This is a genomic window from Aridibaculum aurantiacum (assembly GCF_017355875.1).
Taxonomy (GTDB): Bacteria; Bacteroidota; Bacteroidia; order Chitinophagales; family Chitinophagaceae; genus Segetibacter; species Segetibacter aurantiacus.
This window is the reverse complement of record NZ_JAFEWC010000001.1, coordinates 308002-334564: the sequence shown is the minus strand read 5'-3', so window position 1 is coordinate 334564 and position 26563 is coordinate 308002. Positions and strand designations below refer to the sequence as shown.

At 42.7% G+C, this 26563-nt stretch carries 23 protein-coding genes; 14 read left to right on the top strand and 9 right to left on the bottom strand.

What is annotated here, in order from left to right:
* Positions 1–19 precede the first annotated feature (19 nt).
* Positions 20–346, bottom strand: coding sequence for an FtsB family cell division protein (locus J4N22_RS01390; RefSeq protein ID WP_207491917.1), 327 nt, complete (start codon positions 344–346; stop codon positions 20–22).
* Positions 347–418: 72 nt separating this feature from the next.
* Positions 419–1708, bottom strand: a complete 1290-nt coding sequence (gene eno / locus J4N22_RS01385; protein ID WP_207491916.1) for a phosphopyruvate hydratase — start codon at positions 1706–1708, stop codon at positions 419–421.
* Between the two features lie 363 nt (positions 1709–2071).
* Between eno and ccoS the strand changes: the two genes are divergently transcribed.
* The 7 genes from ccoS to J4N22_RS01350 all read left to right on the top strand — a co-directional run bounded on the left by ccoS (position 2072) and on the right by J4N22_RS01350 (position 8530).
* A complete protein-coding gene (ccoS, locus tag J4N22_RS01380; RefSeq protein WP_207491915.1) occupies positions 2072–2224 on the top strand; it encodes a cbb3-type cytochrome oxidase assembly protein CcoS in 153 nt (50 codons plus the stop codon).
* Positions 2225–2299: 75 nt separating this feature from the next.
* Positions 2300–4432, top strand: a complete 2133-nt coding sequence (gene ccoN, locus J4N22_RS01375; protein ID WP_207491914.1) for a cytochrome-c oxidase, cbb3-type subunit I — start codon at positions 2300–2302, stop codon at positions 4430–4432.
* A gap of 157 nt (positions 4433–4589) precedes the next feature.
* Positions 4590–4763 carry a CcoQ/FixQ family Cbb3-type cytochrome c oxidase assembly chaperone gene (locus J4N22_RS01370; RefSeq protein ID WP_207491913.1) on the top strand — a complete coding sequence of 58 codons (174 nt, stop codon included), beginning with the start codon at positions 4590–4592 and terminating at the stop codon, positions 4761–4763.
* Between the two features lie 21 nt (positions 4764–4784).
* Positions 4785–5954, top strand: coding sequence for a cbb3-type cytochrome c oxidase N-terminal domain-containing protein (locus tag J4N22_RS01365; protein ID WP_207491912.1), 1170 nt, complete (start codon positions 4785–4787; stop codon positions 5952–5954).
* Complete coding sequence (ccoG, locus tag J4N22_RS01360; RefSeq protein WP_207491911.1) at positions 5954–7372, top strand: cytochrome c oxidase accessory protein CcoG; 1419 nt, start codon at positions 5954–5956, stop codon at positions 7370–7372. The genes J4N22_RS01365 and ccoG overlap by 1 nt, the downstream gene beginning before the upstream one ends.
* Positions 7373–7391: 19 nt before the next feature.
* On the top strand, positions 7392–7826 hold the full coding sequence (locus J4N22_RS01355) for a FixH family protein (protein WP_207491910.1): 435 nt from the start codon (positions 7392–7394) through the stop codon (positions 7824–7826).
* Complete coding sequence (locus tag J4N22_RS01350) at positions 7826–8530, top strand: sulfite exporter TauE/SafE family protein (protein ID WP_207491909.1); 705 nt, start codon at positions 7826–7828, stop codon at positions 8528–8530. Before J4N22_RS01355 ends, J4N22_RS01350 begins: the two co-directional genes overlap by 1 nt.
* A 242-nt stretch (positions 8531–8772) precedes the next feature.
* On the opposite strand, the gene J4N22_RS01345 is transcribed toward J4N22_RS01350, so the two are convergent.
* The 4 genes from J4N22_RS01345 to mnmH all read right to left on the bottom strand — a co-directional run bounded on the left by J4N22_RS01345 (position 8773) and on the right by mnmH (position 13481).
* Positions 8773–9183, bottom strand: coding sequence for a VanZ family protein (locus tag J4N22_RS01345; protein ID WP_207491908.1), 411 nt, complete (start codon positions 9181–9183; stop codon positions 8773–8775).
* Between the two features lie 169 nt (positions 9184–9352).
* Positions 9353–9904, bottom strand: coding sequence for a fasciclin domain-containing protein (locus J4N22_RS01340; RefSeq protein WP_207491907.1), 552 nt, complete (start codon positions 9902–9904; stop codon positions 9353–9355).
* A 170-nt stretch (positions 9905–10074) separates the two neighbouring features.
* The gene (locus J4N22_RS01335; RefSeq protein WP_207491906.1) at positions 10075–12237 is read right to left on the bottom strand and encodes a S46 family peptidase; all 2163 of its coding nucleotides are present in this window, start codon (positions 12235–12237) and stop codon (positions 10075–10077) included.
* 155 nt (positions 12238–12392) lie between these two features.
* Positions 12393–13481, bottom strand: coding sequence for a tRNA 2-selenouridine(34) synthase MnmH (gene mnmH, locus J4N22_RS01330; protein WP_207491905.1), 1089 nt, complete (start codon positions 13479–13481; stop codon positions 12393–12395).
* Positions 13482–13592: 111 nt separating this feature from the next.
* Between mnmH and J4N22_RS01325 the strand changes: the two genes are divergently transcribed.
* Positions 13593–14204: a hypothetical protein gene (locus J4N22_RS01325; protein WP_207491904.1), complete on the top strand. Its 612-nt coding sequence runs from the start codon at positions 13593–13595 to the stop codon at positions 14202–14204.
* A gap of 31 nt (positions 14205–14235) precedes the next feature.
* Here J4N22_RS01325 and J4N22_RS01320 read toward each other — a convergent pair whose 3' ends face one another.
* The 3 genes from J4N22_RS01320 to J4N22_RS01310 all read right to left on the bottom strand — a co-directional run bounded on the left by J4N22_RS01320 (position 14236) and on the right by J4N22_RS01310 (position 17543).
* Positions 14236–14475: a hypothetical protein gene (locus J4N22_RS01320; RefSeq protein ID WP_207491903.1), complete on the bottom strand. Its 240-nt coding sequence runs from the start codon at positions 14473–14475 to the stop codon at positions 14236–14238.
* A 52-nt stretch (positions 14476–14527) separates the two neighbouring features.
* Entirely contained in the window at positions 14528–16174 is a 1647-nt protein-coding gene (gene rho / locus J4N22_RS01315; RefSeq protein ID WP_207491902.1) for a transcription termination factor Rho, read from the bottom strand.
* A 223-nt stretch (positions 16175–16397) separates the two neighbouring features.
* The gene (locus J4N22_RS01310) at positions 16398–17543 is read right to left on the bottom strand and encodes a mechanosensitive ion channel family protein (protein WP_207491901.1); all 1146 of its coding nucleotides are present in this window, start codon (positions 17541–17543) and stop codon (positions 16398–16400) included.
* Between the two features lie 195 nt (positions 17544–17738).
* On the opposite strand from J4N22_RS01310, the gene asnS reads away from it, so the two are divergent.
* From asnS to J4N22_RS01280, 6 genes are all read left to right on the top strand, one after another.
* A complete protein-coding gene (gene asnS, locus J4N22_RS01305; protein WP_207491900.1) occupies positions 17739–19175 on the top strand; it encodes an asparagine--tRNA ligase in 1437 nt (478 codons plus the stop codon).
* A 276-nt stretch (positions 19176–19451) separates the two neighbouring features.
* Positions 19452–23021 carry a pectate lyase family protein gene (locus J4N22_RS01300; protein WP_207491899.1) on the top strand — a complete coding sequence of 1190 codons (3570 nt, stop codon included), beginning with the start codon at positions 19452–19454 and terminating at the stop codon, positions 23019–23021.
* 138 nt (positions 23022–23159) lie between these two features.
* Positions 23160–23612 (top strand): ribose 5-phosphate isomerase B, encoded by a 453-nt coding sequence (gene rpiB, locus J4N22_RS01295; RefSeq protein ID WP_207491898.1) that lies wholly within the window; start codon positions 23160–23162, stop codon positions 23610–23612.
* 13 nt (positions 23613–23625) lie between these two features.
* Complete coding sequence (locus J4N22_RS01290; RefSeq protein ID WP_207491897.1) at positions 23626–25122, top strand: M28 family peptidase; 1497 nt, start codon at positions 23626–23628, stop codon at positions 25120–25122.
* Between the two features lie 89 nt (positions 25123–25211).
* Positions 25212–25796 carry a hypothetical protein gene (locus J4N22_RS01285; RefSeq protein ID WP_207491896.1) on the top strand — a complete coding sequence of 195 codons (585 nt, stop codon included), beginning with the start codon at positions 25212–25214 and terminating at the stop codon, positions 25794–25796.
* Positions 25797–25798: 2 nt separating this feature from the next.
* Positions 25799–26563 carry a CPBP family intramembrane glutamic endopeptidase gene (locus J4N22_RS01280; protein ID WP_207491895.1) on the top strand — a complete coding sequence of 255 codons (765 nt, stop codon included), beginning with the start codon at positions 25799–25801 and terminating at the stop codon, positions 26561–26563.

The following is a 26563-nucleotide window of genomic DNA, read 5'->3' as shown; positions in this document are numbered from 1 at the left end:
AAACGAGGTTGTTTAATTATTATTGTTTTGTTACCTCAGAATTTTCCACTTCCGGCTTTACAACTATAAACACCTGCTCCTCAGGCCTCTTCAGGTAAAAATTCTCCCTGGCAAACTTCTCTAATGCTGCGGGATTGTTCTGCAGCTCTGCCAGTTCCTTTTCTGTAGAAATGATTTCGGCTTCGTAATAAGCCTTGCTTGTTTCCAGTTTCTCCAGTTCGTTCTTACGCTCCCATTGTGTAAATAGATCGTTCCGATCGAAAAAACTGATCCATACCACGAACACCAACACCGATAGCAGGTATTTATTTTTGATCATGGAGAAAACGAATGAAAGCTTTTGCATGGGCACAAAAAAATCGGTGATCATAAAAGTAGCAGCATTATGATCACCGATGATGTAAGGTGGAAAACTATCTTACTTGCTAAAGCGGATCCTGCCTTTTGGGTATATCGCAGACTCAGCCAGCATTTCTTCTATTCTTATTAGTTGGTTGTACTTAGCTACACGATCTGTACGGCTGGCACTACCTGTTTTAATCTGGCCGCAATTCAAAGCAACAGCCAGGTCAGCAATGGTAGTATCTTCTGTTTCGCCGCTGCGATGGCTCATAATGGTAGTATAGCCATTTTGCTGCGCCAGTTGTACCGCATTGATGGTTTCTGTAAGTGTTCCTATCTGGTTCACCTTTATCAGGATACTGTTTGCTACTCCTTCGTCTATACCGCGCTGAAGGATCTTTGTGTTTGTAACAAATAGATCGTCACCTACCAGCTGTACTTTTTTACCAAGCGCATCAGTAAGCAGCTTCCATCCTTTCCAGTCTTCTTCGGCCATACCATCTTCTATACTGATGATAGGGTATTTGTTAGCCCACTCTACCCAGTATTCCACCATCTGCTCTACGCTCAGCTTTTTGCCATCGCTCTTATGGAAATGGTAAACATTCTCGTCGCCTTTCCACATTTCGCTCGATGCTGCATCCAGTGCAATACCTATTTGTGAACCTGCTTTGTAACCTGCTGCTTCTATAGCTTCCAGCACGGTTTCAATAGCTTCTTCATTGCTCTGGATGTTTGGAGCAAAACCTCCTTCGTCACCTACGTTGGTGCTGTATCCTTTTTTCTTTAGTACAGTCTTCAGGTGGTGGAATATTTCAACGCCCCACTGTAGGCCTTCACTAAAAGTAGTAGCGCCTACAGGTACGATCATAAACTCCTGGTAATCTATTTTGTTATCAGCATGTGCACCACCATTCAGGATGTTCATTAGTGGCATTGGCAGCAAGGTGCTGTTTACACCACCCAGGTACCTAAACAGCGGAAGGCCACTTTCCTGTGCAGCAGCTTTGGCTACAGCCATACTTACTGCCAGGGTAGCATTAGCACCCAGTTTGCTTTTATTTTCTGTGCCATCCAGCTCCAGCAGTTGTGCATCTATTCCGGTCTGGTCGTTTACCGGCCAGCCAAGCAGTGGATCAGCAATTATTTCATTTACATTTTTTACAGCCTGCAGTACACCTTTACCCATGTATACGCCTTTATCATTGTCGCGTAGTTCTACCGCCTCGTGTATACCTGTGCTGGCGCCACTTGGAACAGCTGCACGTCCTATAGTACCATTATCTGTTATTACATCTACTTCTACAGTTGGATTACCGCGGCTGTCAAGTATCTGCCGGGCATGAATTTCTGAAATGTAGCTCATGGAAATGTTGGTTTTATTTTATTATCGACTGGGCGCAAAGCTAAACTAACCTGCTGGTGTAGCCAAAGTAAGATGTCATGTAATTGGCCGGGCAACATCAGCTTTTCCGGCACATGTAGATGATGATCATCAGCGTTTAAAACTCAAGATTTTTCTATAGTGGGTGGTTAACATTATGTATCAATACATCCTTATTGATTGAGATGATTTAAACCTGAAACAGTCTTAGCACCACTCCCGCTTGCTTTGCCCTCTTCACTTCCACCGCATGACGGTTTCATGACATCAATCATAAAACGCATTGAGCATCGTCATCCTGCTCCCTTACCACCGTTTCTACTTTTGATACCTGAATAATAAATCATGAGTGTCATATTCCTTTTATTAATAGCAAGTATAACCGTAGCAGGACTGTTCCTGCTGGCGTTTTTATGGAGCGTAAAAAAAGGTCAGTTTGATGATGAACAAAGCCCGCCGGTAAGAATGTTGTTTGACGATCCTCCTTCTCAACCCTAACCCCTCTGCAGGACGAACAACAACGGGCTTTCATCAAACTTTCAATCAAGTAAATCCAGGAAACACATAAAAAAAATGCAAGTAGAAAAATTTTATTATGACAATCGCATCGTAAAGATGTTTGCCTATGCTACCATATTATGGGGTGCCGTAGGTATGCTGGTAGGTTTACTGGCATCGGTGCAAATGTTTTTACCGGCGGCCAATTTCAATTTTGCCCCAACCACCTTTGGACGCGTAAGACCATTGCATACCAATGCAGTGATTTTTGCTTTTGTAGGTAATGGAATTTTCATGGGCGTGTACTATTCGCTGCAGCGCCTGTGTAAAGCGCGCATGTTTAGCGATGCACTTAGTAAAATACATTTCTGGGGATGGCAGCTGATCATAGTCGCTGCAGCCATCACCTTACTGGCAGGGTATTCTACCGGTAAAGAATATGCTGAATTAGAATGGCCGATTGATGTTGCTATCACACTTATCTGGGTATTGTTTGGTATCAATATGTTTGGCACCATCATCAAGCGCAGGGAAAGTCATTTATATGTAGCTATATGGTTTTATATAGCCACCTGGGTTACGGTAGCTATGCTGCACATTGTAAACTCTTTTGAGATTCCTGTTACATTCTTCAAAAGCTATAGCTGGTATGCAGGTGTACAGGATGCGCTGGTACAGTGGTGGTACGGGCACAATGCAGTAGCATTTTTCCTTACTACTCCTTACCTGGGCCTGATGTATTACTTCCTTCCTAAGGCAGCCAATCGCCCGGTATACAGCTACCGTCTTTCTATCATTCACTTCTGGGCGCTCATCTTTATTTATATATGGGCAGGTCCTCACCACCTGTTGTACACTGCACTACCTGATTGGGCACAAAGCCTTGGAGTGGTATTCAGTGTTATGCTGATTGCTCCATCATGGGGAGGTATGCTGAATGGTTTATTTACCCTACGTGGCGCATGGGATAAAGTGCGTGAGGATGCAGTATTGAAGTTCATGGTAGTAGCCGTTACCTGTTATGGTATGGCCACCTTTGAAGGCCCGATGCTGAGCCTGAAAAATGTGAACGGTATAGCTCATTACACTGACTGGATAGTAGCACACGTACACGTAGGTGCACTAGGCTGGAACGGCTTTCTCACCTTTGGTGTTCTTTACTGGATCATCCCTAAAATTTTCAAAACAAGCCTATACTCTAAGAAGCTGGCCAATGCGCACTTCTGGGTAGGTACTATTGGTATTGTACTGTATGCAGTGCCATTGTATTGGGCTGGTTTCACACAAAGTATGATGTGGAAGACCTTCACTGAAGAAGGTCAGCTGAAGTTCCAGTTCCTTGAAACTGTAACACACATTCTGCCTATGTATATGACACGTAGCGTAGGTGGATTGCTTTACCTGGTAGGTGTGTTTATAATGATATACAACATTTATAAAACCGTAGCTGCAGGCAAACTGGTAGCCAACGAAGCTGCAGAAGCGCCACCATTACCTAAAGTAATAGAAGTACATGGTAAGCAACACTGGCATCGCTGGATAGAAAGACGCCCTGTACAAATGTTGGTGTATAGTCTCATAGCAGTAGCGATAGGTGGTGTCCTGGAGATCGTTCCTACATTCCTTATCAAGAGCAATGTACCTACTATTTCATCTGTACAACCTTACACTCCGCTTGAGCTGCATGGCCGCGACCTGTATGTGCAGGAAGGATGTTATACCTGTCACTCGCAAATGATACGCCCTTTCCGCGACGAGGTAGCACGCTATGGCGAGTATAGCAAAGCAGGCGAGTTCATTTACGATCATCCTTTCCAGTGGGGAAGCAAGCGCACCGGTCCGGACCTTGCCCGTATAGGTGGCAAGTATCCTGATAGCTGGCACTACAACCACATGCTGGAGCCGCAGAGCATGTCGCCGGGTTCTATCATGCCTTCTTACCCATGGATGATGGATAAAAAAGTTGACACCAGTATCATACCTGCCAAAATACGTGCTATGCAAACGCTCGGTGTTCCTTACGAAGCAGGTTACGATAAAGTAGCTACTAAAGATTACATGGAGCAGGCCAACAAAATAAAAGAGAGCCTGAAGAAGGATAAGCTGGAAGCTAGCAGCACCAGCGAAATAGTAGCCTTGATAGCTTACCTGCAGCGCGTAGGCACCGATATAAAAGCAGAACCTAAACAAGTAGCAGATCTTAAGTAGATGTAGGTATGTGTTGAACCAGCTTCAGTACATATAGCAACATCGTTGTGTCACTCACTTGTACAGCAGAATAAACAGGAGCAGGTAACACGCTCTATAAATCATAAACAAGTTTGGAGTTTCATCACATGAAACTCAAAACTCAAAATCACAGATCGTGAAATTCATAAACTACCTAGAGAAAATAACAGGAGTAGATGTATTCGGCATGAGTTCATTTCTCATCTTCTTCACCTTTTTTATCATCATGGCGCTGTGGGCGCTACGTGCCGATAAAAAACTGATAGAAGTGCTAAGCAACATCCCGCTGGATGGCGATGACAAAAAATAAAAAACAGAAAACCTTTAGAACATGAAATTTCCTGGTAAAAGAATAGGGTTGAAAGGGGCTGCATTATTTGGATGCTCTTTATTTGCAACCGCAACTGCATTTGCTGCAGGCCCACCGCAGCCATCCGTACTAAGCAATTCATTAGCTGTTATATTACTCGTAGTTATAGTAGCATTATTACTAGCGATAGCATTATTAGCTAATGTGGTGATTGGTGCGGCACAAGTAAACGTAGATCGTCATAAAGAAAAATTACAGGCAACAGGCAATGCCACTAAAGTGCTATCGGTTTTAGCTATGCTTGTTATTTCTACAGCAGCTTTTGCACAGGATGCGGCAGAAGCTACATCAGCTGTTCAGCCTGCTACTTACGGAGGCTTGTATGCTACTACATTTTTCATCCTGATTTCTATTATAGCACTTGAGCTACTGGTGCTGGTAGTATTGGTAGCACAGCTAAGAACACTACTGGCAAAAGACAAACCTGAAGTGATAGCGGAAGCTGCAGAAGCAAAAATTCCAACATGGAAAGTATGGTGGGAAAAAGCCAACAGCTTTAAGCCGGCACACGAAGAAAAGAAGATCGTCTTGGGTCACGAGTACGATGGCATACGCGAGTTAGACAATGATCTTCCTAAGTGGTGGCTATACGGATTTTATGCCTGCATCATTTTCTCGTTTGTTTATATCTACCGTTTTCATGTATCAGGTACAGGTCCATCAAGCGAGCAGGAGTATGCAATTGCAATGGCTAAGGCTGAAGCCGCACAGGAAGAATATTTGAAAAAAGCAGCTAATAAAGTAGATGAGAATACGGTAACACTTATAACAGACGCAGGTGCACTAGCTGAAGGCAAAAAACTCTTTGGAGCATCATGTGCTGCTTGTCATGGACCAGAAGGTGGTGGTATAGTAGGACCAAACCTAACAGATGACTACTGGCTGCACAAAGGAAGTGTGAAGGATGTTTTTAAAGTGATAAAATACGGTGTACCCGAAAAAGGAATGAAGAGCTGGAAGGATGATTTTTCACCTGTACAGATTGCGAATATCTCCAGTTATATCAAGTCACTGCATGGCACCAAACCAGCTAATCCAAAAGAACCTCAAGGCGAATTGTATACCGAAGAAACACAACCAACTGCTGATAGTACTAAAGCACCCGATAATAAGTTAGCAGCTAACAGATAATGATAACAGCAAAGGAACATATAGAAAAGATCAGTGTGGAAAGTTTCAGGGACAGGATAGCAACTGTAGATGAAACAGGAAAAAGAAAATGGGTCTTTGCACAAAAACCTAAAGGAAAATTCTATAAGTGGCGCACCAGGTTAAGCTGGATCTATTTCACCTTATTTTTTGGTACACCCTTCTTACATATTGATGGACGGCCGCTTTTTCTTTTCAATATCACAGAAGCTAAGTTCATCTTGTTTACAAAAGTTTTCTGGCCGCAGGACTTCTTCATTTTTGGCTTGGGAATGATCGCATTTATCTTTTTCATCATTCTCTTCACCGCTGCATTTGGAAGATTATTCTGCGGCTGGGCTTGCCCTCAAACCAACTTCATGGAAATGATGTTCAGAAAGTTGGAATACCTGGTAGAGGGCGACAGGAACCGGCAAAAGATGCTGGACAGAGCACCCTGGACAGGTAAGAAGATCTTTAAAAAATCAGTAAAGCATATCCTGTTTTTTGCCCTGGCGTTCATCATCTCTAACTTTTTCCTATCCTATGTCATTGGCATCAAACAACTGGGTGAGATCATATCAGAACCGGTATCAGAGCATGTGGTAGGTTTTTCTGCCATCATTCTTTTTAGCATCGTGTTCTATGCAGTTTATGCTTATTTCCGCGAGTATGCCTGCACAGTAGTTTGTCCTTACGGCAGGCTGCAGGGCGTATTGCTCGACAAGAATTCAATGGTGGTGGCTTACGATTATAAACGTGGTGAGCCAAGAGGACTTGCTAAAAAATTTGAAGCAAATGATTTTGGCGATTGCATTGATTGCTTCCAGTGTGTGAATGTTTGTCCTACCGGAATTGATATACGCAATGGTGTACAAATGGAATGCGTCGGTTGTACAGCATGTATTGATGCCTGCGATAATGTAATGGAGAAGATAGGCAAGCCTAAGGGTTTGATCCGTTACGCAAGTGAAAATAGTATAGAGACGGGTCAGCCGCTTCACTATACATCGCGCATGAAAATGTATACACTGCTTTGCGGCATTGTGGTGCTTATTCTAGCAGCTATATTATTTACCCGAAAAGATGTAGATGCCACCGTAATGCGTACACCTGGCATGCTCTACCAGGAAAGAGGAACAGATAGCATTTCAAACCTTTACAACATAAAGCTGGCTAATAAAACTACCGAACCCATAAACCTGACGGTAAAGCTGGAAGATGCCACAGGCAAGATAGAAGTGATAGGAAAACCATTCATTGAAATAGCGCAAGAAGGACAAGGCAGCGGATCTTTCTTTGTTGTGCTGCCAAGGCAAACGGTAAAAGAAAGAAAGACCAAACTGAGCGTTGGATTATATAATGGCGAAGAAAAATTGGCAACAGTATCAACAAATTTCTTAGGCCCTGTGGCCGATTAAAGATTTAAAATTATAAACTATGAGTTGGGGTAATAGATTAGTGGCAGTATTTGTAGCCTTTGCCGCATTAATGGGCACGCTGGTATACCTATGTATGAAGCAAAACATAGAACTGGTTTCAAAAGATTATTATGCAGATGAGCTGCGCTACCAGGACAAGATCGATGGCATGAACAACGCCAATAAGATAACAGATGTTGTTATTACTGGCAGCGACAACCAGGTGATCATTACCATGCCTAAAGAGCAGCAAGGGCTGGTGCTTACCGGCGAAGCATGGTTCTACTGCGCCACCAATGCCTCCAGCGATAGGAAGCTTCCGTTGCAGGTAAATGAGCAAGGGCAGTTTGTAATAGAGAAGAGCAGGCTGGCCAGGGCCAATTATACGCTTAAACTTAGCTGGCAGGCAGGCGACGATCATTTTCACACTGAAAAGTTCATCGAGGTAAACTAATGTCAGTAACTGTTATTATATCTGCTTTTGCTTTAGGGTTGGTTAGCAGCTTTCACTGTGTAGGCATGTGTGGTGCTATTGCATTTTCGCTACCTACGCAGCATTTGAATGGTGCAAAAAAAGCAGCTGGCATTTTGCTGTACAATGCTGGCCGCATTACCACTTACAGCATCATTGGTGTGCTGTTTGGCTTATTGGGCCGCCAGATCCATATAGCAGGCTTCCAGCAATGGTTTTCGATTATAGCAGGTATCACCATTCTTATCATCGTTATTCAAGGTGCAGCAGGTAAACCACTCTTTCACTTACCAGGATATGGTAAAGTGCAGCTGTTTGTACAATCACTAGTTTCAATATTCCTTACCTCTCCTTCAGTGGCGAGTATGTATTTGTTGGGTATGGCAAATGGCCTGCTTCCTTGTGGGTTGGTTTATATGGCAGTAACCGGTGCCCTGGCTACCGGCAGTATAGGAGGTGCGGCAGGATTTATGGCAAGTTTTGGAGCGGGCACTTTCCCGGCGCTGTTCCTGCTATCTTATTTTGGCTACATCATCAACCTTAGCACCCGCAACACCATCAAAAGAATGGTTCCGTATGTAGTGGCTACCATGGCTGTGCTCCTCATTCTTCGTGGTCTAAACCTGAACATCCCTTACCTGAGTCCATTGCTAGCTTCTGAAACTAATAATATCAGCTGCCACTAGAGCATTAACATTTCTTTCACAACTTTTATTCATTTTGGCCTAGTGCTTGTTTATATATAAGTACAGAAGTTCTTAAAACAGTTTCAGGTTCCAGCCGACTGCATTAAGTGAATTTTAAAATTCGTTTTACAAGCTCTTAACAGCAGGAACTAGGTGGAAGTTGTAACTTTGATTTTTCAAATACAGGTCGAAGGACCTTCAAAATATTAAGACTGGAAACAGTCGACGATTCTCATAAGCAGTTAGTTTTGGTTGCGGCCCCGATTTCTATCGGGGCCTATTTTTTTGTATACAACCCAACTAAACCATGCTCCTGTTGCGCAGCCTAATGCGTCGAAAAGTATATCTACCTCATCAAAAGAACGGTTGGCCACAAGATACTTTTGAACAAATTCCATAGCTATACCAAAAGCCAATGCATAAAGTGCAATAGCAAGTATGTAGGCTTTCACTTCTGCCGCAGTTTTAGAAACTTTGATATAAGGATAAGAAAACAAAAAGGTCATGAGTGCAAACATTCCCAGATGAACAATCTTATCGAAGAAGGGAATTTTGATATTAGTGGAAGGCAGTTCGTTTCCAGGTATAACTAAAAGCACCGTGCAAATCAACCACCATGTAATACCGGGAATAAAATATAGAAATCGTTTCAACTGCCTCTCTTTATTTGAGGCTGCAAAATAAGTGATAGTAGGAAGAACCTAAGTTTAACTTTATACGAATTCATCATGCATTGCAAATGCTTTCAATTATTATGGAGAAAAACAAATAAAAAAGGGAGGCTAAAAATAGCCCCCCATCCATCTGTACAACCATACTGAACTAGCTATTTGGCATAACTACTGTGTCAATAACGTGAATTACTCCATTGCTCTGGTTAACGTCTTTTATTGTCACTTTGCTTTTATTACCTTTTGCATCTTTCAAAAAGATATTGTTGCCTTTTTGCATAAAAGTTATTTCATCTCCTTCTACAGTTTTAGCAGAAAAAGTACCGCCATTTTGTTTTATCATCTTTACCAGGTCAGCACTGCTAATTCTTCCTGGTACTACATGATAAGTAAGAATAGATGTAAGCGTGCTTTTGTTCTCTGGCTTCACAAGTGTTTCCACTGTTCCTTTAGGTAGTTTATCAAATGCAGCGTTGGTAGGCGCGAATACAGTGAACGGACCTGCACCTTGTAATGTTTCTACTAATCCTGCTGCTTTAACAGCTGCTACCAGCGTAGTATGATCTTTACTATTAACTGCATTCTGTACAATGTTTTTAGAAGGATACATAGCAGCACCACCTACCATTACAGTCTTCTCCTGTGCATTAATTGCTGTAGATATAAACGCAGCAAAACCTAGTGCAAAAATTACTTTTTTCATGTTCTTGTTTTTTGATTTTTAATTGTTGTGTGATTTGCTTCATCTACGCACCGCTTGTCATGTTGGATTTATCTTCCTTTAATTTTTTTATTGAATAATTAAAATGGCCTAAATAAAAAAACCCTCTTCAAATAAATGAAGAGGGTAATTAGTGGTTGGGTTAGTAAGTACTATTTAGCAATAGTCAATTCATCTACAATATGCTTTGCGCCACCTAATTTTTCTATACACCATAGAACATAGCGTATATCTACATTGATGGTACGATTAAGGTCTTCATCAAATTTTAGCTTGTGGCTAAGCGCTTCATAGTTACCATCGAAAGCAAGACCAATCAATTCTCCACGAGCATTTATAACCGGTGAACCAGAATTACCACCTGTAATGTCATTTGTAGTAATGAAGCCAACCACAACATCATTCTCACGTGGATCAGCATAACGACCAAAGTCTTTTGCTTTATATAATTCAACAAAACGCTGAGGCAGGTCGAACTCGTAATCACCAGGTACATATTTAGCCATTGCACCACTCATAGTAGTTACATAATCATAATGAACAGCATCGCGCGGAGCATAGCTTTTTACATTGCCATAGCTAACACGCATAGTGAAGTTTGCATCAGGATACATTTGCTTTGCACGCTTAGGATCCATTTGCATTATGCCTTTCAGATATAACCTACCTAATTCATTGTTCTGCGCAGTGAACGTTGCATAGCGAGGTGCTATGGTATTGTTGTAGTTTTTGATAAACGCTTCTACAATTTGAAAAGCAGGATCTGCCTGTAAAGTTTGCAATGTTGGATTTGCTTTAAAAGCATCCCACTTGCCGTTATCAACCAGCATGCTGTTGCCATAAACATTAGATGCAAAAGCACGGTAAGGACTTGCTTCAATGCTGCTGTACTTGCGGAAAAGATCTTCGTAAAAACCTTTTGGTTGTTGGTTCTTATCCACGTCGTTGTAGAACATCATAACTGCAGCTGCCAGTATATTTTCATCAGCTTTGAAGTTGGTATTCTCGTGGTAGTTCTGCCTTGCTCTTTCTGCAGCTGCAATTGCGGCTTGAATATCTGCAGGCTTAGCATCTTGCCTTTTTAGCTGCGCTTCCAGGTTTTGAAGGCTGGCAGCAGCTTGAACTATTTTAGCAGCTCCTACACCTTCTAAAATATATTGGCGGTGCAATGCATAAGGCTGCCATTCTTTATAAGCTTTGTTCACATCATTGAAGATGTTCTCATACTCTGCTTTGCCTCTTGCCCAATTAATAAATTCCTGCTCTGCTTTTTGCTTCTGACCGTAAACATCATACTTCTGAAGTTGCTTTGTTTCACCATCAAAAAACTTCCAGTAGTTAGCAACAGAAGCATACTCAGATGCAAGCTGAAGTTTGGTAGCAGGGCTTTTTACCATTTCCTGCATCATGTACTTCAGGCGCATATCCCGCAGCTTTACAAGTGTAGGATTGTTGATAGATGTAGCCAGTTCTATACCTGCAGAAGTTTCGTACCTGTTGGTACCACCAGGGTATCCAAAGATCATTGCATAATCGCCATCTTTTACTCCCTTAATAGAAACAGGAAGGTGATGCTTAGGCTTGTAAGGCACGTTGTTCACACTGTAGTTGGCTGGCTTACCATCAGCACTCATGTACACACGAAACACAGAGAAGTCGCCTGTATGACGTGGCCACTCCCAGTTGTCTGTATCGCCACCAAACTTACCAATGCTCTCCGGAGGCGTACCTACCAAACGAACATCTTTAAATACATCGTATTCGTATAAGAAGAATTGGTTGCCTTTGAACATGCTTGCTACTACAGCAGTTTTGAATTCATTATCGCCGGCAATCTCTCTTGCTATGTTAGCTTGTACGCGGCTCAAACGAGATGCACGCTCTGCACCTGCCAATGAACCAAGGCTATCATTCACCCTGCGAGTTACATCACTGATGCTGCTAAGAAAGCGAACAGTAAGACCTTTATTAGGTATTTCTTTTGTTTTGTCTGCAGCCCAGAAACCATCGCGCAGGTAGTTGTTCTCTACAGTACTTGCTGCTGCAATCTGGCCATAGCCACAGTGGTGGTTAGTAAACAACAAACCCTGGCTGCTTACTATCTCACCCGTACATCCGTTACCAAAAATTACAATAGCGTCTTTAAGCGATGATTTGTTGGCGCTATACAGTTGATCAGCTTTAAGCTTAAGACCTTTTCTAACCATGTCGCTGTACACTTGCTCGCCCAGCAACAAAGGAAGCCACATGCCTTCCGTAGCTCTTGAGGTGCATACGGTTAACAGCAATGCAATCGAAACGAAAAATTTCTTCATTTAAATTAAAATTTGCGCTAAGCTATGCAACAATGCTGCACCACAGCCTGATGTTCGTCTAGATTTTATTTTTAATAATGTAACTGCTGGAGTAGCTACAAATAAAACCAGTTAAATGATTTTTAGAAGAAGAAAAGTGGTGCAAAAACTAATGATCAACTTGAACTTCCATGCTGCAATTCCATTGAAGTACTTCTTGTTTGCAGCTGCATTAAATGTTGTGCAATAGCAACAGGGTCAACAGTTGAAAATGCTATTTTATCAACCAGGCTTTCCAGGTTTTCACGGTTGTGCAAACCTTTGTTGTATTGCTTATCGTAATACGACAGAAGCACGCGAAAACTTTCTATGAAATTATCTTCAAGAAGAAAACCTATAGCGGTTTTTGTTTCTAATCCGCCTAAACGTTTTTGTATACGAATAATAGCATTTACCAGTTGCTCTTTCTGACCACTACCATATCCTGATACAATATGCTTCAGCCGTTCTTCAAAAGGTATATCAAGAAAATAAATTGGTGATATCCGCAATTGCGTCCAGAAAGACATTGGAATATTTACTGAACCTATTCTTTGGCTTTCATCTTCCACCCATATACCATCTTCGCCTGCATGTTGTTCCAGTTTTTGCAACTCAACAGAAAGCAGGTTCTCAAACATTTCCTGGCTTGGCTGAGCAGGCATATTGATAGCACCAAAGGCACTACCCTTGTGGCAGGCCAGGCTTTCAAGATCTAGCACTGCTTTGCCTGCACGATCCATTTGCTGCAAAACATATGTTTTACCACTACCTGTATATCCACCTAACACATTTAGTCTATACGGCTTTTCATACTGCTGAATAACCCAATTCCTAAAGCGTTTATATCCGCCTTCAAGTAGATATATTTCAAAGCCATACAAGTTAAGCAGCCACGCCACAGCAGAACTTCGCATGCCGCCACGCCAGCAGTGTACTAACAGATTTTTAGTATCACCATATTGACTGCTGATAGCTTCAGCCTGCTCTACCATTGCAACCATGTTAGGACCAAAATAATTGAGGCCGATCTTGATGGCTTTTTCGCGGCTCTCCTGCTTGTAGCAGGTGCCAATTACTTTTCGCTCTTCATCAGTAAACAAAGGAAGTGAAACAGCACCTGGTATATGTGCATGTTTATATTCACCAGGTGATCGTACATCAAGCACCGGCAGTTCATTTCTCAGTTCTAATAATCTCTCTACATCTATCTTATGAATAGCCATACACCTTGCGTAAATATGTGGTTCAATGAAATCAAGTTACTGTATTTGTAAATGTAAGCCACTGCGGTTTCTCTTACTACTGATTGTGGTAGCTTAGCTGAAATAAGCGGCATGCGAAGAACCATAGTCATAGCACTTATTGCACTGGCAGTAAGTTGTAAAAATAAACCGGCTACAGAGCCTAAGGCTGATACAGCAACTGCAGCGACAAATATTTACCAGGAAGACAGCACGCTGATAGTGTCTGCAGGCATAAATGACTGGATGCAGCAAACACTTAAAGCAGCAGATCTACCGGCTAAAATGAAGCTGGAAGAATTTTGGAAAGATGACAGCCTGATGGTTTCTCCATTTACACCATCCAATGAATTTTATTCTGATTATGCTCCGGTACTCCGCTGGTCAGCAGACAGTAATTACATAATAGACATTGGTTCGTATGGTACTGTTGTAACCAAAAATGCACAAGGAAAAACACAGCTTGAAGCAGGCTCACCAGACTCGGAACTGGCACTAATAGAACCAAAAAAACAAGAACGTACAAGGCTCATGTTTGTAGGACCTTCCAGCGAAATAATTAATGCTAAATGGATTGACAGCAGGCAAGCATTAGTGATTGGAACCTTTGATAAAACAGGCAACGACAACCACGACACACTACTTTGGATGATAGATGTAAAAGACAAATTCTTCAGGTTGTACAATATAAAAAGCCACCGCTAGGGTGGCTTTATTGAAAGAATAATTTATTCTACTAATGTTGCTGCGTAGTATCCGCTGCATGTGCTCCTGAACGTACAGTATCAACTACCTGGTCTTCAGATTTAGTCCCATCTGCAGGTGGCTTCACAAAATGCTCTTCGGCTTCCTTGTGTGCATTCTTGAAAGAATTAGCGTAACCAGGATCCTGTTCGGCTATGGTAGATGAATTAGGGTTGCTACAGCTTGCAAAAACAATAACTGCCGCAGCCAATGTGATAATTCCTTTTTTCATATAAAATGTTAGTTTAAGAATTGGAACAATTAAGAGTTTACCAAGAGAAGGATTAACCATTCATACTTGCCAGGAACTCGTTGTTATCTTTTGTACCACGCATACGTTTCAGCAGCTCATTCATAGCTTCTTCTGTATTCATATCGTTGATGTACAAACGAAGAATATTCATACGCTGCAGTGTTTCCTTATCAAGTAAAAGATCGTCGCGGCGGGTAGATGAAGAAACAAGATCGATAGCAGGAAAAATACGGCGGTTAGCAAGCCTGCGATCCAACTGCAATTCCATGTTACCAGTTCCTTTGAATTCTTCAAAAATCACCTCATCCATTTTACTACCTGTTTCAATAAGTGCAGTTGCAAGAATGGTTAAAGATCCGCCATGTTCTATTTTACGTGCAGCTCCAAAAAATTGCTTTGGCTTCTGCATGGCATTTGCTTCCACACCACCACTTAATACTTTACCACTTGAAGGCGCTACTGTATTATGAGCTCTTGCCAAACGGGTGATACTATCCAGCAATATCACTACATCGTGACCGCACTCCACCAGGCGTTTTGCCTTTTGCAATGCAATACTGCTCACTTTTACGTGCTTCTCTGCAGGCTCGTCAAAAGTAGAAGCGATCACTTCTGCCTTTACACTACGCTCCATATCGGTTACCTCTTCCGGGCGTTCGTCTATCAGCACTACCATCAGGTAGCATTCAGGATGATTGGCAGCAATGGCATTGGCCACTTCTTTAAGTAAAACTGTTTTACCCACTTTTGGCTGGGCTACTATCAGTCCACGCTGGCCTTTACCTATTGGCGCAAAAAGATCAATTATTCTTGTGCTATAATTGTTAGATGTAGTAAAAAGGTTCAGCTTTTCGTAAGGGAAAAGTGGCGTCAGGTAATCGAAAGGTACACGGTCTCTTACTTCTTCAGGTCCTTTACCATTGATTGTTTCAACCTTTAGAAGAGCGAAATACTTCTCACCTTCTTTAGGAGGACGAACTGATCCGAAAACAGTGTCACCCGTTTTCAAGCCGAACAATTTTATCTGCGAAGGAGAAACATACACATCATCAGGAGAAGAAAGATAATTGTAATCTGAAGAGCGAAGGAAGCCATAGCCGTCAGGCATCATTTCCAATACACCTTCGCCTTGTATTACACCGTCAAATTCAATATTGAAAGAGGGTTCACGACGCTGGTGCTGGTGGCGCTGCTGTTGATGCTGTGGGCGCTCTTGCTGCACTTCTTCTGTTGCAGTATTTGTACCTACACCGGTAGTAGTATTTTCTTCAGATGCCTCCACTGCAGGCTCTTGTTCTGAAGATGCCTGGTTGCTCTCAGCTGCTATAGCATCTTCTATGCTCGCCTGAACCGGTTCCTTAGTTTTAGGCTTACGGCCACGTCTGCCGCCTTTATTATCTTTCTGGTCGTTGTTATTTTGATTGGTCTCTTCCTCTCCACTCATCACCTCTGCTTCTTCTGTGGTATTGGCTGTGTTAGCTTTTACCACTCTTTTGCGGCGGCCACCTTTTTCTGCAGATGGTTCTTTGGTTTCAGATGCGGACACAGCTTGCTGATCTAATATTTTATAGATCATCTCTTGTTTATCCAGTTTTTTAGCATTCGGTATTTTAAGTTGGTCAGCAATATCCAATAGTTCTGGAACAAGCATGTCGTTCAATTGCAAAATGTCGTACATAAACGTTGTTGATAATTAATCTCAAAAAAGAGGATACAATCGTAAAAAAGGAAATTATTTGAAATGAAAAGTGGATTGAAAAACTGAAAAGTAAAAGAGTGGTTGTTCCTGTTCAGCCTAATTCCGGTTGCAATTTTACGCTAGTATTTTACAAATTCAAAAATTTTCACCACTTTTCGGCCTCCACAGCCTGTTTGCATCTAAAAACGTGCTGTAACAGAGGCTATTTCTCACTTTCAGCGTTGTTAGCCTGGTTCAGTAATGGGTCGTTTGTACTGCTGATAAGCTGTGAAACACCGGAATTTCCCTGTTTTTCAGCTTTCTCTGCCTGCACAAATAACTTCTGAGTGGGGTATGCAATTTCTATTCCGAGTTGCCTGAACTGCTGTAAAACCCGCATGATCGTTGCCTGGTTCACATCAGCAAAAACACCATATTCCGCAGAATTGATAAAATAAACCGTTTCAAAATTGATGCTGAACTCGCCCAGGCCCTGCATGTGAGAACGATCAACCACTGTATCTCCACTGGCAAGTATGGCTTCGGAAATGATGCCGGGTATCTGTTGTAACAGCTCTATTGGCGTATCGTAGGCAACACCAACTTTAAAAATCCCCCTCCGCCTTTCCATTCTTTTAAAATTGTGAATGGTTGACTTTACAAGGTCGGCATTGGGCATTACCAGTTGTTCGCCCGACAGGCTGCGGACATGGGAAGTTTTAATACCTATGCGCTCTACTGTTCCCATTTTATCTCCCACCACTATAAAATCACCTATCTCAAAAGGCTTGTCAAAGAATATTACAAAGTAGCTGAAAAGGTCGCCGAGGATGTTTTGTGCTGCCAGCGCAATGGCAATACCACCGACTCCCAAACCTGCAACTACAGTAGTTACATCATAACCTACATTGTCTAAAAAGAACAGGATGCCTAACGCCCATACGATCACTTTCACTACCATCAAAATGCCACTCAACTGCCTCATGCGTGCAGGGCCCTCGTCACGCTTTTCCATATATGTTTTCAGGCTGAAGTGGAGCGTGTGATTGATGAGCCTTGCAGCAAATATGACAGTGATGATGGTAAGGGCAACATCAAGTATCCTGTCTAGCCGAGGCGGCAGCACCAGGTGCCTGATAATATTAAAGTTGACAACGAGGTATATGTAAGGAATGGCAAATTTTTCTACCAGCACTACCATTACGTCATCGTATTTACTGCTGGTTTTACCGGTGTAATTTTTTACCAATTGCAGCAGCCAGCGCTTCACCATTTGCAATACAAGAAATGCTATCACGATAGCAGCTAATGCTACCAGGTATTGCTGTACAGAATTACCAAAGAACTTTTGTTGCAAGTCTATTTGCATGAATATGATTTGAAGAAGTAGATGATTGAGTTGAAAAACATGTGGACCATTAATAAGTATGGCAGTAGCTATGAGCAAAAATAACAGCTTCACAAAAAATACGCCATCCATTTTATAGGCAGATCAGCCGGTAGAGTATCAAAAACTGCAAGTGGCGTAACTCCTTATCTTTGCCGCACTTTTAAAAAACGCAATATGTTTAACAACAGGGTGAAGGTAAAAGACCTGCTACAATCGGAGCAAACAGGCCATGAAGTAACGGTAATGGGATGGGTAAGAACATTTAGGAATAACCAGTTTGTGGCTTTGAACGATGGCAGTACCAATAACAACCTGCAAGTAGTAATAGAGCTGGGAATGCTGGATGAGGCCACATTAAAAAGAATTACAACCGGTGCTTCGCTGAAAGTAACCGGCCATGTGGTGGCATCGTTGGGTAAAGGACAAAAGGTAGAGATAAAAGCAAGTGCTGTAGAAATACTTGGTGATAGCGATGCTGAGAAATATCCTTTGCAACCGAAGAAGCACAGCCTGGAATTTTTGCGTGAGAAAGCACACCTGCGTTTCCGCACCAATACATTCGGATCTGTATTTCGTGTACGCCATGCACTGGCATTTGCTATTCATAAATTCTTCAACGAAAAAGGATTTATCTACCTGCATACGCCTATCATCACATCAAGCGATGCAGAAGGTGCTGGTGAGATGTTCAGGGTTACAACACTTCCACATGATAACCCTCCACGTAAAGAAGACGGAACTATTAATTACGAAGAAGACTTCTTTGGCAAAAGCACCAACCTTACGGTAAGTGGTCAATTAGAAGGCGAACTGGGTGCTATGGCTTTTAGTGAAATCTATACATTCGGACCAACTTTTAGAGCAGAGAACAGTAATACAACACGCCACCTTGCAGAGTTTTGGATGGTAGAACCTGAGATGGCTTTCTGCGACATAGAAGACAATATGAACCTGGCGGAAGAATTCATGCAATACCTGATACGCTACGCCATGGATAACAACCGCGATGATATAGAATTCCTAGACCAGCGTTTGGCTGAAGAAGAAAAACAAAAGCCACAGAACGAAAGGCAAGAATTTGGGCTGATAGAAAAGCTGGAGTTTGTATTGAACAACAAGTTCGAACGCATCACCTATACAGAGGCGATCAACATCTTATTGGAAAGTCCTGCTTATAAAAAGAAGAAGTTTAAGTACGAAGTAAAATGGGGTATAGACCTGCAAAGTGAGCATGAGCGTTACCTGGTAGAAAAGCATTTTAAAAAACCTGTTATTGTTACTGGTTACCCTAAGGATATAAAGTCCTTCTACATGCGCCTGAACGACGATGGCAAAACAGTTGCGGCCATGGATATACTTGCTCCTGGCATTGGTGAGATTGTTGGTGGATCGCAAAGGGAAGAACGCCTGGAAAAACTTGAAGAGCGCATGCGCGAAATGCATATTCCTGCAGATGAAATGAGCTGGTACCTGGATACCCGCCGATTTGGAACAGTACCACATGCAGGCTTTGGCCTCGGCTTCGAAAGAATGGTTCAGTTTGTAACTGGCATGGGCAACATCAGGGATGTAATACCTTTTGCAAGAACTCCAAAGAATTGTGAGTTCTAAAAATGTTACCAAACAATCATTTATAATAAGGTGGCTTTAGTGGCCGCCTTTTTTATTGGCTTTATGACGGAGAACATTAATTATGTGGATGAATGCCGAAGCTTGAAACTAAGAATTCAGATGATTAGTCATGATAATTAACAGCAATGCGAGGTGCTTTTTCCTTCTAAATAAGCAATTGCTCGTTACGCAATCGTTGCCGGCATCGATACCGAAGATTTAATGCATGATAAATAATTCAATTATCTAGTTTCAGTTCTCACAAACACTTGTCGTATGAAATCTATTCTACCCAAACTCATGGGTATACTGATCTGCATCAGCATATCTGCTCTGCCCGCATTTTCACAAACTGTTCTATTCAACACAGCCTTCAACACCAACTCGCTTCCTGCAGGTATTACTACCAATGGAGCACTTAGTCCAACCAAGGCACAAGATGGTATATGTAGCCAGGGAATGGTGCAGGTAAATGCCGGCCAGTTTATGCAGGTGGAACTTTCCAGCTGTAGCATGCTTATGGTGAACATGAAATCAACTTCTTCATCGGCACGCACTGTAACTATTCGCTATAAAAAAGATGGTGATACTGATTTTTCAGTGGCCACTACCACTCTATCAGTATCCACTGCACAATCATTCAATCTTACTACGCTTTACCCTGTGCTACAGAGTACAGTTCCCATAACTGTACGTATAGAACCGGTAAGTGGTAATATTCAAATCCATGACTTGGTAGCACATGCATCTACTACTCTTAGTACAGAAGCTAACATCACATCATTTAAATTACCTGGTCAAATAGGTAATGAAGTGATCAACGCTGCAGCTGGTACAGTAGCCATCAATGTACCACTGGGCACACCGCTTACTTCAGTAGTACCACAAAGCATTGGTGTCTCTTCCCAGGCTACCATCTCTCCTTCTGCTACCACTGCAAGAAATTTTACCAGCCCTGTTGCTTACACAGTAACTGCACAGGATGGTACTACTACTAAAACATGGACGGTAACTGTATCTGAAGTAGCATCGTCTGCTAAAGAGATAACAGCATTCAAACTTTCTCCTGATCAACTAGGTTCTGCCTCTATCAATTCTGCTTCCGGAACCATTAGTGTGCAAATGCCGCATACGGCTGCACTTACCAGTATAGCACCTTCTATTTTCACCTTGTCGGCTAATGCTACCGTTTCGCCATCTGCCACTGCAGCGCAAAATTTTTCTGCACCTGTAGTGTATACCGTTACCGCACAAGACAATTCTACAAAAACATGGACAGTGAATGTAACAAAGGTTAATCCTGATACAGTTTTCACTACCTATGAAGCAGAACATGCAGAATTTACTGGTGCTATCAACAGCAACCACACTGGCTTCACCGGAACAGGTTTCATCAACTTTTTAAGTACCGGCGATAACTATATCACCTTCTCTGTGTGCCAACGCCAGGCAAGTACACAAACAGCAAAATTTGTTTACGCGCTTGCTACGGATACAACCCGCAAAGGAAAATTGTTCTTAAACGACAACTATGTAGGCTTGTTGAATTTTGCTCCTACTACTGCTTTCAATGATTGGAAGGAAGAGGTTGTAACGCTTAGCCTGGTTGCCGGCATCAATAACATCAAGATCACCTGGGATAGTACCGATGGCCCTAATTTGGATAAGCTCCTGCTTTCTGGTGCAGCATGTAATAGTTATACATTAAACGTTACTGCTACCAATGGCGGATCGGTAACAGTGAGCCCTGAAAGAGCCAGCAAAAAATATTTTGAAACAGAAAATGTTACGCTACTGGCTAATAGTTCTCCGTCTTTACGTTTCACCCACTGGAGCGGCGATCTTACCGGCACTACCAACCCTATTATTATCACTGTTCCAAATGATAAAAACATAGTTGCAAATTTTGAAGTAGTACCTACATACAAGTTGAATGTAACAGTGAATGGCATAGGTCAAGTACAACTAAATCCTCCTGGTGGAGAATATGCTGAGAATACAGTTGTAACTGCTACAGCAGTTCCGGTATTGGGCTCTACATTCACTGGCTGGTCTGGCGATGCTACTGGCAACAGTACCTCCACTACCATTACTATGAATGCAGCAAAGAACCTTACTGCATCATTCACCTCTACCTATACTTTCGATTTCGACAAAGTGGTAGGTTTTGCTGCTACTTCAGGTGATAATTTCACTGGACCAACAAGTGGTGGCCAATGTGCAGCTGATACCGTTACTATTAATGGACCAGCAGAATTCAACAAGCTGTGCGAGGCATTGTACTACCGCCAGCAGGCTTATAGAAATAACACTACAGTAAACGGCATGAAGAAAGCACCGCTGGTGATCATGCTGAAGCAGGGAATTTATGATGGTACGCAAACCCTAAGCACCAATGGCGCTAAAGTTTTCGGTAACTCTATGCTTGATATTCCTGAGCAAGGTGATCTTACTTTCATGGGCGAATCGAATGTTACTTTCAAGATCGGTATCAACGTGAAGCGTTCATGGAACCTGATCATCCGCAACATTAGCTTCCAGGATTATTATGATGATGGTATCAATATAGGTGGCACTGCTACGCACCACGTGTGGGTTGACCATTGCACCTTTGGACATCCTACTACAAGACCTGTAAATACAGAACATCCTGACGGAGGTTGCGATGTAAAAGATGGTGCAAGCTTTGTTACCATTTCATGGTGTGTATTCCGCAACAGTTGGAAGACCAGCCTTGTTGGTCACTCTGATAATAACGGCGGTACCGACGCCGGCAGATTGAAGGTTACCTATATCAACAACCACTTCCTGAACACCAACTCGCGTAATCCACGTGTACGTTTTGGTGAAGTGCACGTACTGAACAACCTGGCTGAAAATGTAGGATTGTACGGTATCGTGGCAGCCAATAGCGCTAATGTTTTTGCAGAAAATAATTTCTTCCTCAACACACGCTGGGCAATGTATGCTGACAGAACAGTAACTGATTTCAAAGCTGTGTTTGGAAATAATTCTGATGGCGTATTCACTTCTAAAACGGGTAATTATCCAGCGTTTGGTTTAAAGCAGGTTGGAAATGCATACGATGATAGTGGACTTCCTGTTATCACTGCGCAAATCAATCCTGCTATGCTAAATCCTGGTGGGAGATCAGTAAAGTTTGACGAATTAAATGCTGCTGCAGTATTTAATCCATCTTCTTATTATACCTATACTCCACTAACAGCAGAAGAGGTTAGGGTGATTGTTCCTATGTATGCAGGTGCCGACAAAGTGAATTTCACAAAAACTTGTAATAGTACTTTACCAGCCAGTATTCTTGCTTTTGATGTGAAACTATCTGAGGGTGCAACCAAAGAAGCTAAAGCTTCATGGACCACAACCAATGAAATAAACACGCAACGTTTCGAAGTAGAAAGAAGTGCTAACGGAAGAGCATTTACTGCAATAGGTAATGCAGCTGCTGCAAATACAATCGGTGTAAACAACTATTCATTTGCTGATCGTGCACCATTGCAAGGCATTTCATATTACCGCCTGAAAGTGGTGGATAAAGATGGCAAGTTCAACTACAGCAAAACGATATCAATTAACAATAAGAGCAGCTTCTCTTTAGCTGTATATCCTAATCCTGCCGCTAACAACCTGGTGGTAACACATGCTAAAGCCACTTCTGGCGCTACACTGCGCATAGTAACAGCCGATGGCAGAACAGTTACATCTCTCCAGGTGCAGCAAGGTGCAACCATTACCAATGCCGATATAACCAGGCTGGCTCCAGGTAACTACCTGTTGATATTGGAAAATGGCGACAACAGGACCACAACGAAATTCATGAAGCAATAAGCAAGCAATCATGGTTCAATGGAAGCACCTCAATTTGGGTGCTTTCCTGTTTTATAAACTTTCTGTTTCCGCCCATCAATGTGGTGGTATGGCATGATGGTTTTGTATTGTAGCTTTGCCGCTTTAATAAAATTTTTAATGAACCTACATTTCGACCTGGAAAAACCTATAGCAATCGGCGCCGATCATGCAGGCTACGAATACAAAGAGGCCTTAAAAGCTTACCTGCAGGAAAAGAATCTACAGGTAACAGATTTTGGAACCCATTCTCCTGATTCTGTAGATTATCCTGATTTTGCACATCCTACAGCCAGCAGTGTAGAAAGTGAAGAAACAGGCTTCGGCATCCTGGTTTGCGGCAGTGCCAATGGTGTAGCCATTACAGCCAATAAACATGCAAAAATTCGTGCTGCTATCTGTTGGAAGATCGAAATAGCGCAGCTCGCACGCCAACACAACAACGCCAACATTCTTTGTATACCAGCTCGCTTTGTAAGCCTGGATGAAGCAAAACAGATGGTTGACCATTTTATAGAAACACGTTTTGAAGGTGGCAGACACCAGGGACGGGTTGACAAAATTTCTTGCTAAACAAAACGCACCAATGAAACTTCTTTTACCAGTTGTATCCTTACTTATTTCAGCGCAGGTTTTTTCACAAACTGCCACTCGTTACGAAACACATATCTCGCCTGCAGGCCTGCGGGAGAAACTTAATTATATAGCCGGCCCTGAAACACAAGGCAGGGAATCAGGTACGCACGGTCAGCGTTTGGCAGCAGCATACATTGAAAACAACTTCAAAAGTGCCGGCCTGCTTCCCGGAACACCTGGTGGTTACCAGATGGTGTTCCCGCTGCATGTAGATACACTGCTTGATGTTTCTTTCACCGTAAACAAACAAAAGCTGGCAAGGCAGGCTGATTATTCTTTCAATTTCAACTCGCTGCCTACCATGTATATGGATGCGCGTGAAATTGTTTTTGCCGGTTATGGCCTCAACGATAGTTCCAGGAACGACTACCAGGGATTGGATGTAAAGGACAAATGGGTAATGGTGCTGGAAGGAAGTCCTGCACGCAGTAGCCAGCTTACGCCGCGCCAGCAGGCTATGCAGTTCCAGTCTAAAGCTGTGAATGCACGCAACAATGGTGCACGTGGTTTATTTGTCGTTTCAAAAGCATTTCCGTTTGTTGCACCTGCGCAAACTGCAGGAGGACCATACCTGAAAAAACGCGCAGCCTCACTTCCGCTGCTATACATTTCTCCAGCGGTTGCAGGGTCTATTCTTCAGAGAAAAGTAGATTCTATACCAGACCTGCAGACGGTAATTCCCGGCACTTACAAAACCAATATGGAGCTTAACGTGGTGAAGTTCACGAAGCGTCTTCCTTCTACCAATGTTATTGGACTATTACCTGGTACAGACAAACCTGATGAATATGTAGTGGTGACAGCGCACTACGATCATGTTGGTATGGAAGGCGGAGTGATTCACCCGGGTGCTGACGACGATGGTTCGGGGACTGTTTCCATCATGCAAATAGCAGAAGCATTTGCCCAGGCCAAGGCTGAAGGCCGCGGGCCGCGCCGCAGCATGGTATTTATGGCAGTTTCAGGTGAAGAAATGGGTTTGTTAGGTTCTGAATTTTATGGCGACCACCCAATTTTTCCTTTGGATAAAACGACAGTAAACCTGAACATCGACATGATAGGCAGGATAACGCCCAACTACAAAGGCGACTCTGCGAATTATGTTTACCTGATAGGCGATGACAGGCTGAGCACTGAACTGGCACCACTATCTGACTCTGCTAATCGTTTTGTAGGGCTGCAACTTGATCGTGCTTTCAATGGAAACGATCCGCAGCGTTTCTATGAGCGCAGCGACCATTACAATTTTGCCAAACATGGCGTGCCGATCATTTTCTACTTCAACGGTGTTCATGCTGATTACCATCGCCCTACTGACACCATTGATAAGATAAACTTTGACCTGATGAGCAAGCGCGCAAGGCTGGTGTTTCATACTGCATGGCTTATGGCCAATAAGGATGAGATGCTAAAACGCGATCTGCCATTGAGGCCAGGCAGCAGGTAACACCTGTTCCATTGAAAAACAACAAGTTCTCATCTGCAGAAGAAGCTTTGGTGAAATATTTGCATTGACATTGTCAAGTGCAATTACCTATGGCTAATCTTCAACATTCAGTACTTACAGCTGCCGTAAAATGGCAACCATTGCCTGCTGCTAAAAAACGTTTGGCTTTACCTGTTATCTGTTTCCATTGCCTTCGGGTAAATGGCGTTCATCATAATTTTTGCACAGGCTGCGGGTACCCGGTACAGTGCTACCAGGAGCACCTGCAGCTTTTTAACAACCGCCGCAAGGAAAGAATGCGCATGCTGCGTGGTTGCTACAGCAAAGTATTGAGCGCAAGAAACGTGCTTTATGTTAGTGCCACCTTTTGCGCATTTTCAGCTCTGTTCTATGCTACTGAAGCTTCTCCAGGGATGATCCGCTGCATGGTGCTGCTGGTAATGTCGCTGCTGTTTGTTGGCTTAGGCACGTGGAGCTTATTCAAGCCTTTCACTTCGCTACTCATCAGCTTCCTGATCATGATCACTTTGATAGCCATTAATACGTGGGCAGAAGCTGCACGTTTATTCAGCAGCACTTCTGGCTGGTATACAATTGTCGCACAACTTGCATTGTTGTACTATATTACAAGAGGAGTAAAAGCTGCTTACAAAGCAGACGTACTGCAAGACTAAGAATGGAAGAAGAGCTGACCATACCACACACATGCGAAGAATGCCAGCATTCGGTGCAGGACGGTGACCACTATTGCTATAACTGTGGTGCTCACCTGAACGAGCAAGTGGTAACGGTAAACATCTTCAATAACTTTTCGCTGCGGCAGGTATTCCTGTTCTACTTCATTTACCTGTTTATCTGCCTGCTGGTAAAGCACACCCGCTGGTTTGATAGCTACGACAGGCTATTCTGGATAGAAATTGCGCTTGCCGCTGTTACGCTTCATTTTGCATGGAGAAACAGGAAATCCTTGTTTCCTATTCTCAGGTTCAACAACTTCAAGTGGCAGGTCTTCCTGGGCGTGATCATATTTGCAGCAGCAGCATCGTGTATAGTAAATGTGACGATGCGGCAGGTAAATGTTTCTTTTTTTGGAGCCGATGTGAACTATTTTAACGCGTACAAGCTGTACTTTTTCCCCGTGGCTACTATGATCTACAGCATAGCAGTTATACCAGCCATTTTTGAAGAAGTAGCTTTCCGCGGCATTATGTACAACTATTGCGAAAACTTTTTAGATGAAAGGCTGGTGGTGGCGGTCACTGCGTTTCTTTTTGCCATTATGCACCTAAGCCTTTTGTCGCTGGTGTGGCTGGTGCCATTCGGCTTCTTTATTGGTCATCTCAGGCGCAGGTACAATACGTTGTGGTATGGCATCTTTTTTCATTTTGCCTTCAACCTGACTGCAGTAGTAATTGACCTGTACAAAGGTGGGCAGCTGTAA

What these genes read in the sequence shown, in the direction of transcription:
- rho (WP_207491902.1), bottom strand. Translation starts at nt 16,174, where the DNA reads ATGTACGACATTTTGCAATTGAACGACATGCTTGTTCCAGAACTATTG.
- J4N22_RS01325 (WP_207491904.1), top strand. Translation starts at nt 13,593, where the DNA reads ATGCGAAGAACCATAGTCATAGCACTTATTGCACTGGCAGTAAGTTGT.
- J4N22_RS01285 (WP_207491896.1), top strand. Translation starts at nt 25,212, where the DNA reads ATGGCTAATCTTCAACATTCAGTACTTACAGCTGCCGTAAAATGGCAA.
- J4N22_RS01290 (WP_207491897.1), top strand. Translation starts at nt 23,626, where the DNA reads ATGAAACTTCTTTTACCAGTTGTATCCTTACTTATTTCAGCGCAGGTT.
- J4N22_RS01300 (WP_207491899.1), top strand. Translation starts at nt 19,452, where the DNA reads ATGAAATCTATTCTACCCAAACTCATGGGTATACTGATCTGCATCAGC.
- J4N22_RS01350 (WP_207491909.1), top strand. Translation starts at nt 7,826, where the DNA reads ATGTCAGTAACTGTTATTATATCTGCTTTTGCTTTAGGGTTGGTTAGC.
- J4N22_RS01320 (WP_207491903.1), bottom strand. Translation starts at nt 14,475, where the DNA reads ATGAAAAAAGGAATTATCACATTGGCTGCGGCAGTTATTGTTTTTGCA.
- J4N22_RS01280 (WP_207491895.1), top strand. Translation starts at nt 25,799, where the DNA reads ATGGAAGAAGAGCTGACCATACCACACACATGCGAAGAATGCCAGCAT.
- J4N22_RS01335 (WP_207491906.1), bottom strand. Translation starts at nt 12,237, where the DNA reads ATGAAGAAATTTTTCGTTTCGATTGCATTGCTGTTAACCGTATGCACC.
- mnmH (WP_207491905.1), bottom strand. Translation starts at nt 13,481, where the DNA reads ATGGCTATTCATAAGATAGATGTAGAGAGATTATTAGAACTGAGAAAT.
- J4N22_RS01365 (WP_207491912.1), top strand. Translation starts at nt 4,785, where the DNA reads ATGAAATTTCCTGGTAAAAGAATAGGGTTGAAAGGGGCTGCATTATTT.
- J4N22_RS01340 (WP_207491907.1), bottom strand. Translation starts at nt 9,904, where the DNA reads ATGAAAAAAGTAATTTTTGCACTAGGTTTTGCTGCGTTTATATCTACA.
- ccoS (WP_207491915.1), top strand. Translation starts at nt 2,072, where the DNA reads ATGAGTGTCATATTCCTTTTATTAATAGCAAGTATAACCGTAGCAGGA.
- ccoG (WP_207491911.1), top strand. Translation starts at nt 5,954, where the DNA reads ATGATAACAGCAAAGGAACATATAGAAAAGATCAGTGTGGAAAGTTTC.
- asnS (WP_207491900.1), top strand. Translation starts at nt 17,739, where the DNA reads ATGTTTAACAACAGGGTGAAGGTAAAAGACCTGCTACAATCGGAGCAA.
- J4N22_RS01310 (WP_207491901.1), bottom strand. Translation starts at nt 17,543, where the DNA reads ATGCAAATAGACTTGCAACAAAAGTTCTTTGGTAATTCTGTACAGCAA.
- J4N22_RS01355 (WP_207491910.1), top strand. Translation starts at nt 7,392, where the DNA reads ATGAGTTGGGGTAATAGATTAGTGGCAGTATTTGTAGCCTTTGCCGCA.
- ccoN (WP_207491914.1), top strand. Translation starts at nt 2,300, where the DNA reads ATGCAAGTAGAAAAATTTTATTATGACAATCGCATCGTAAAGATGTTT.
- rpiB (WP_207491898.1), top strand. Translation starts at nt 23,160, where the DNA reads ATGAACCTACATTTCGACCTGGAAAAACCTATAGCAATCGGCGCCGAT.
- eno (WP_207491916.1), bottom strand. Translation starts at nt 1,708, where the DNA reads ATGAGCTACATTTCAGAAATTCATGCCCGGCAGATACTTGACAGCCGC.
- J4N22_RS01390 (WP_207491917.1), bottom strand. Translation starts at nt 346, where the DNA reads ATGCAAAAGCTTTCATTCGTTTTCTCCATGATCAAAAATAAATACCTG.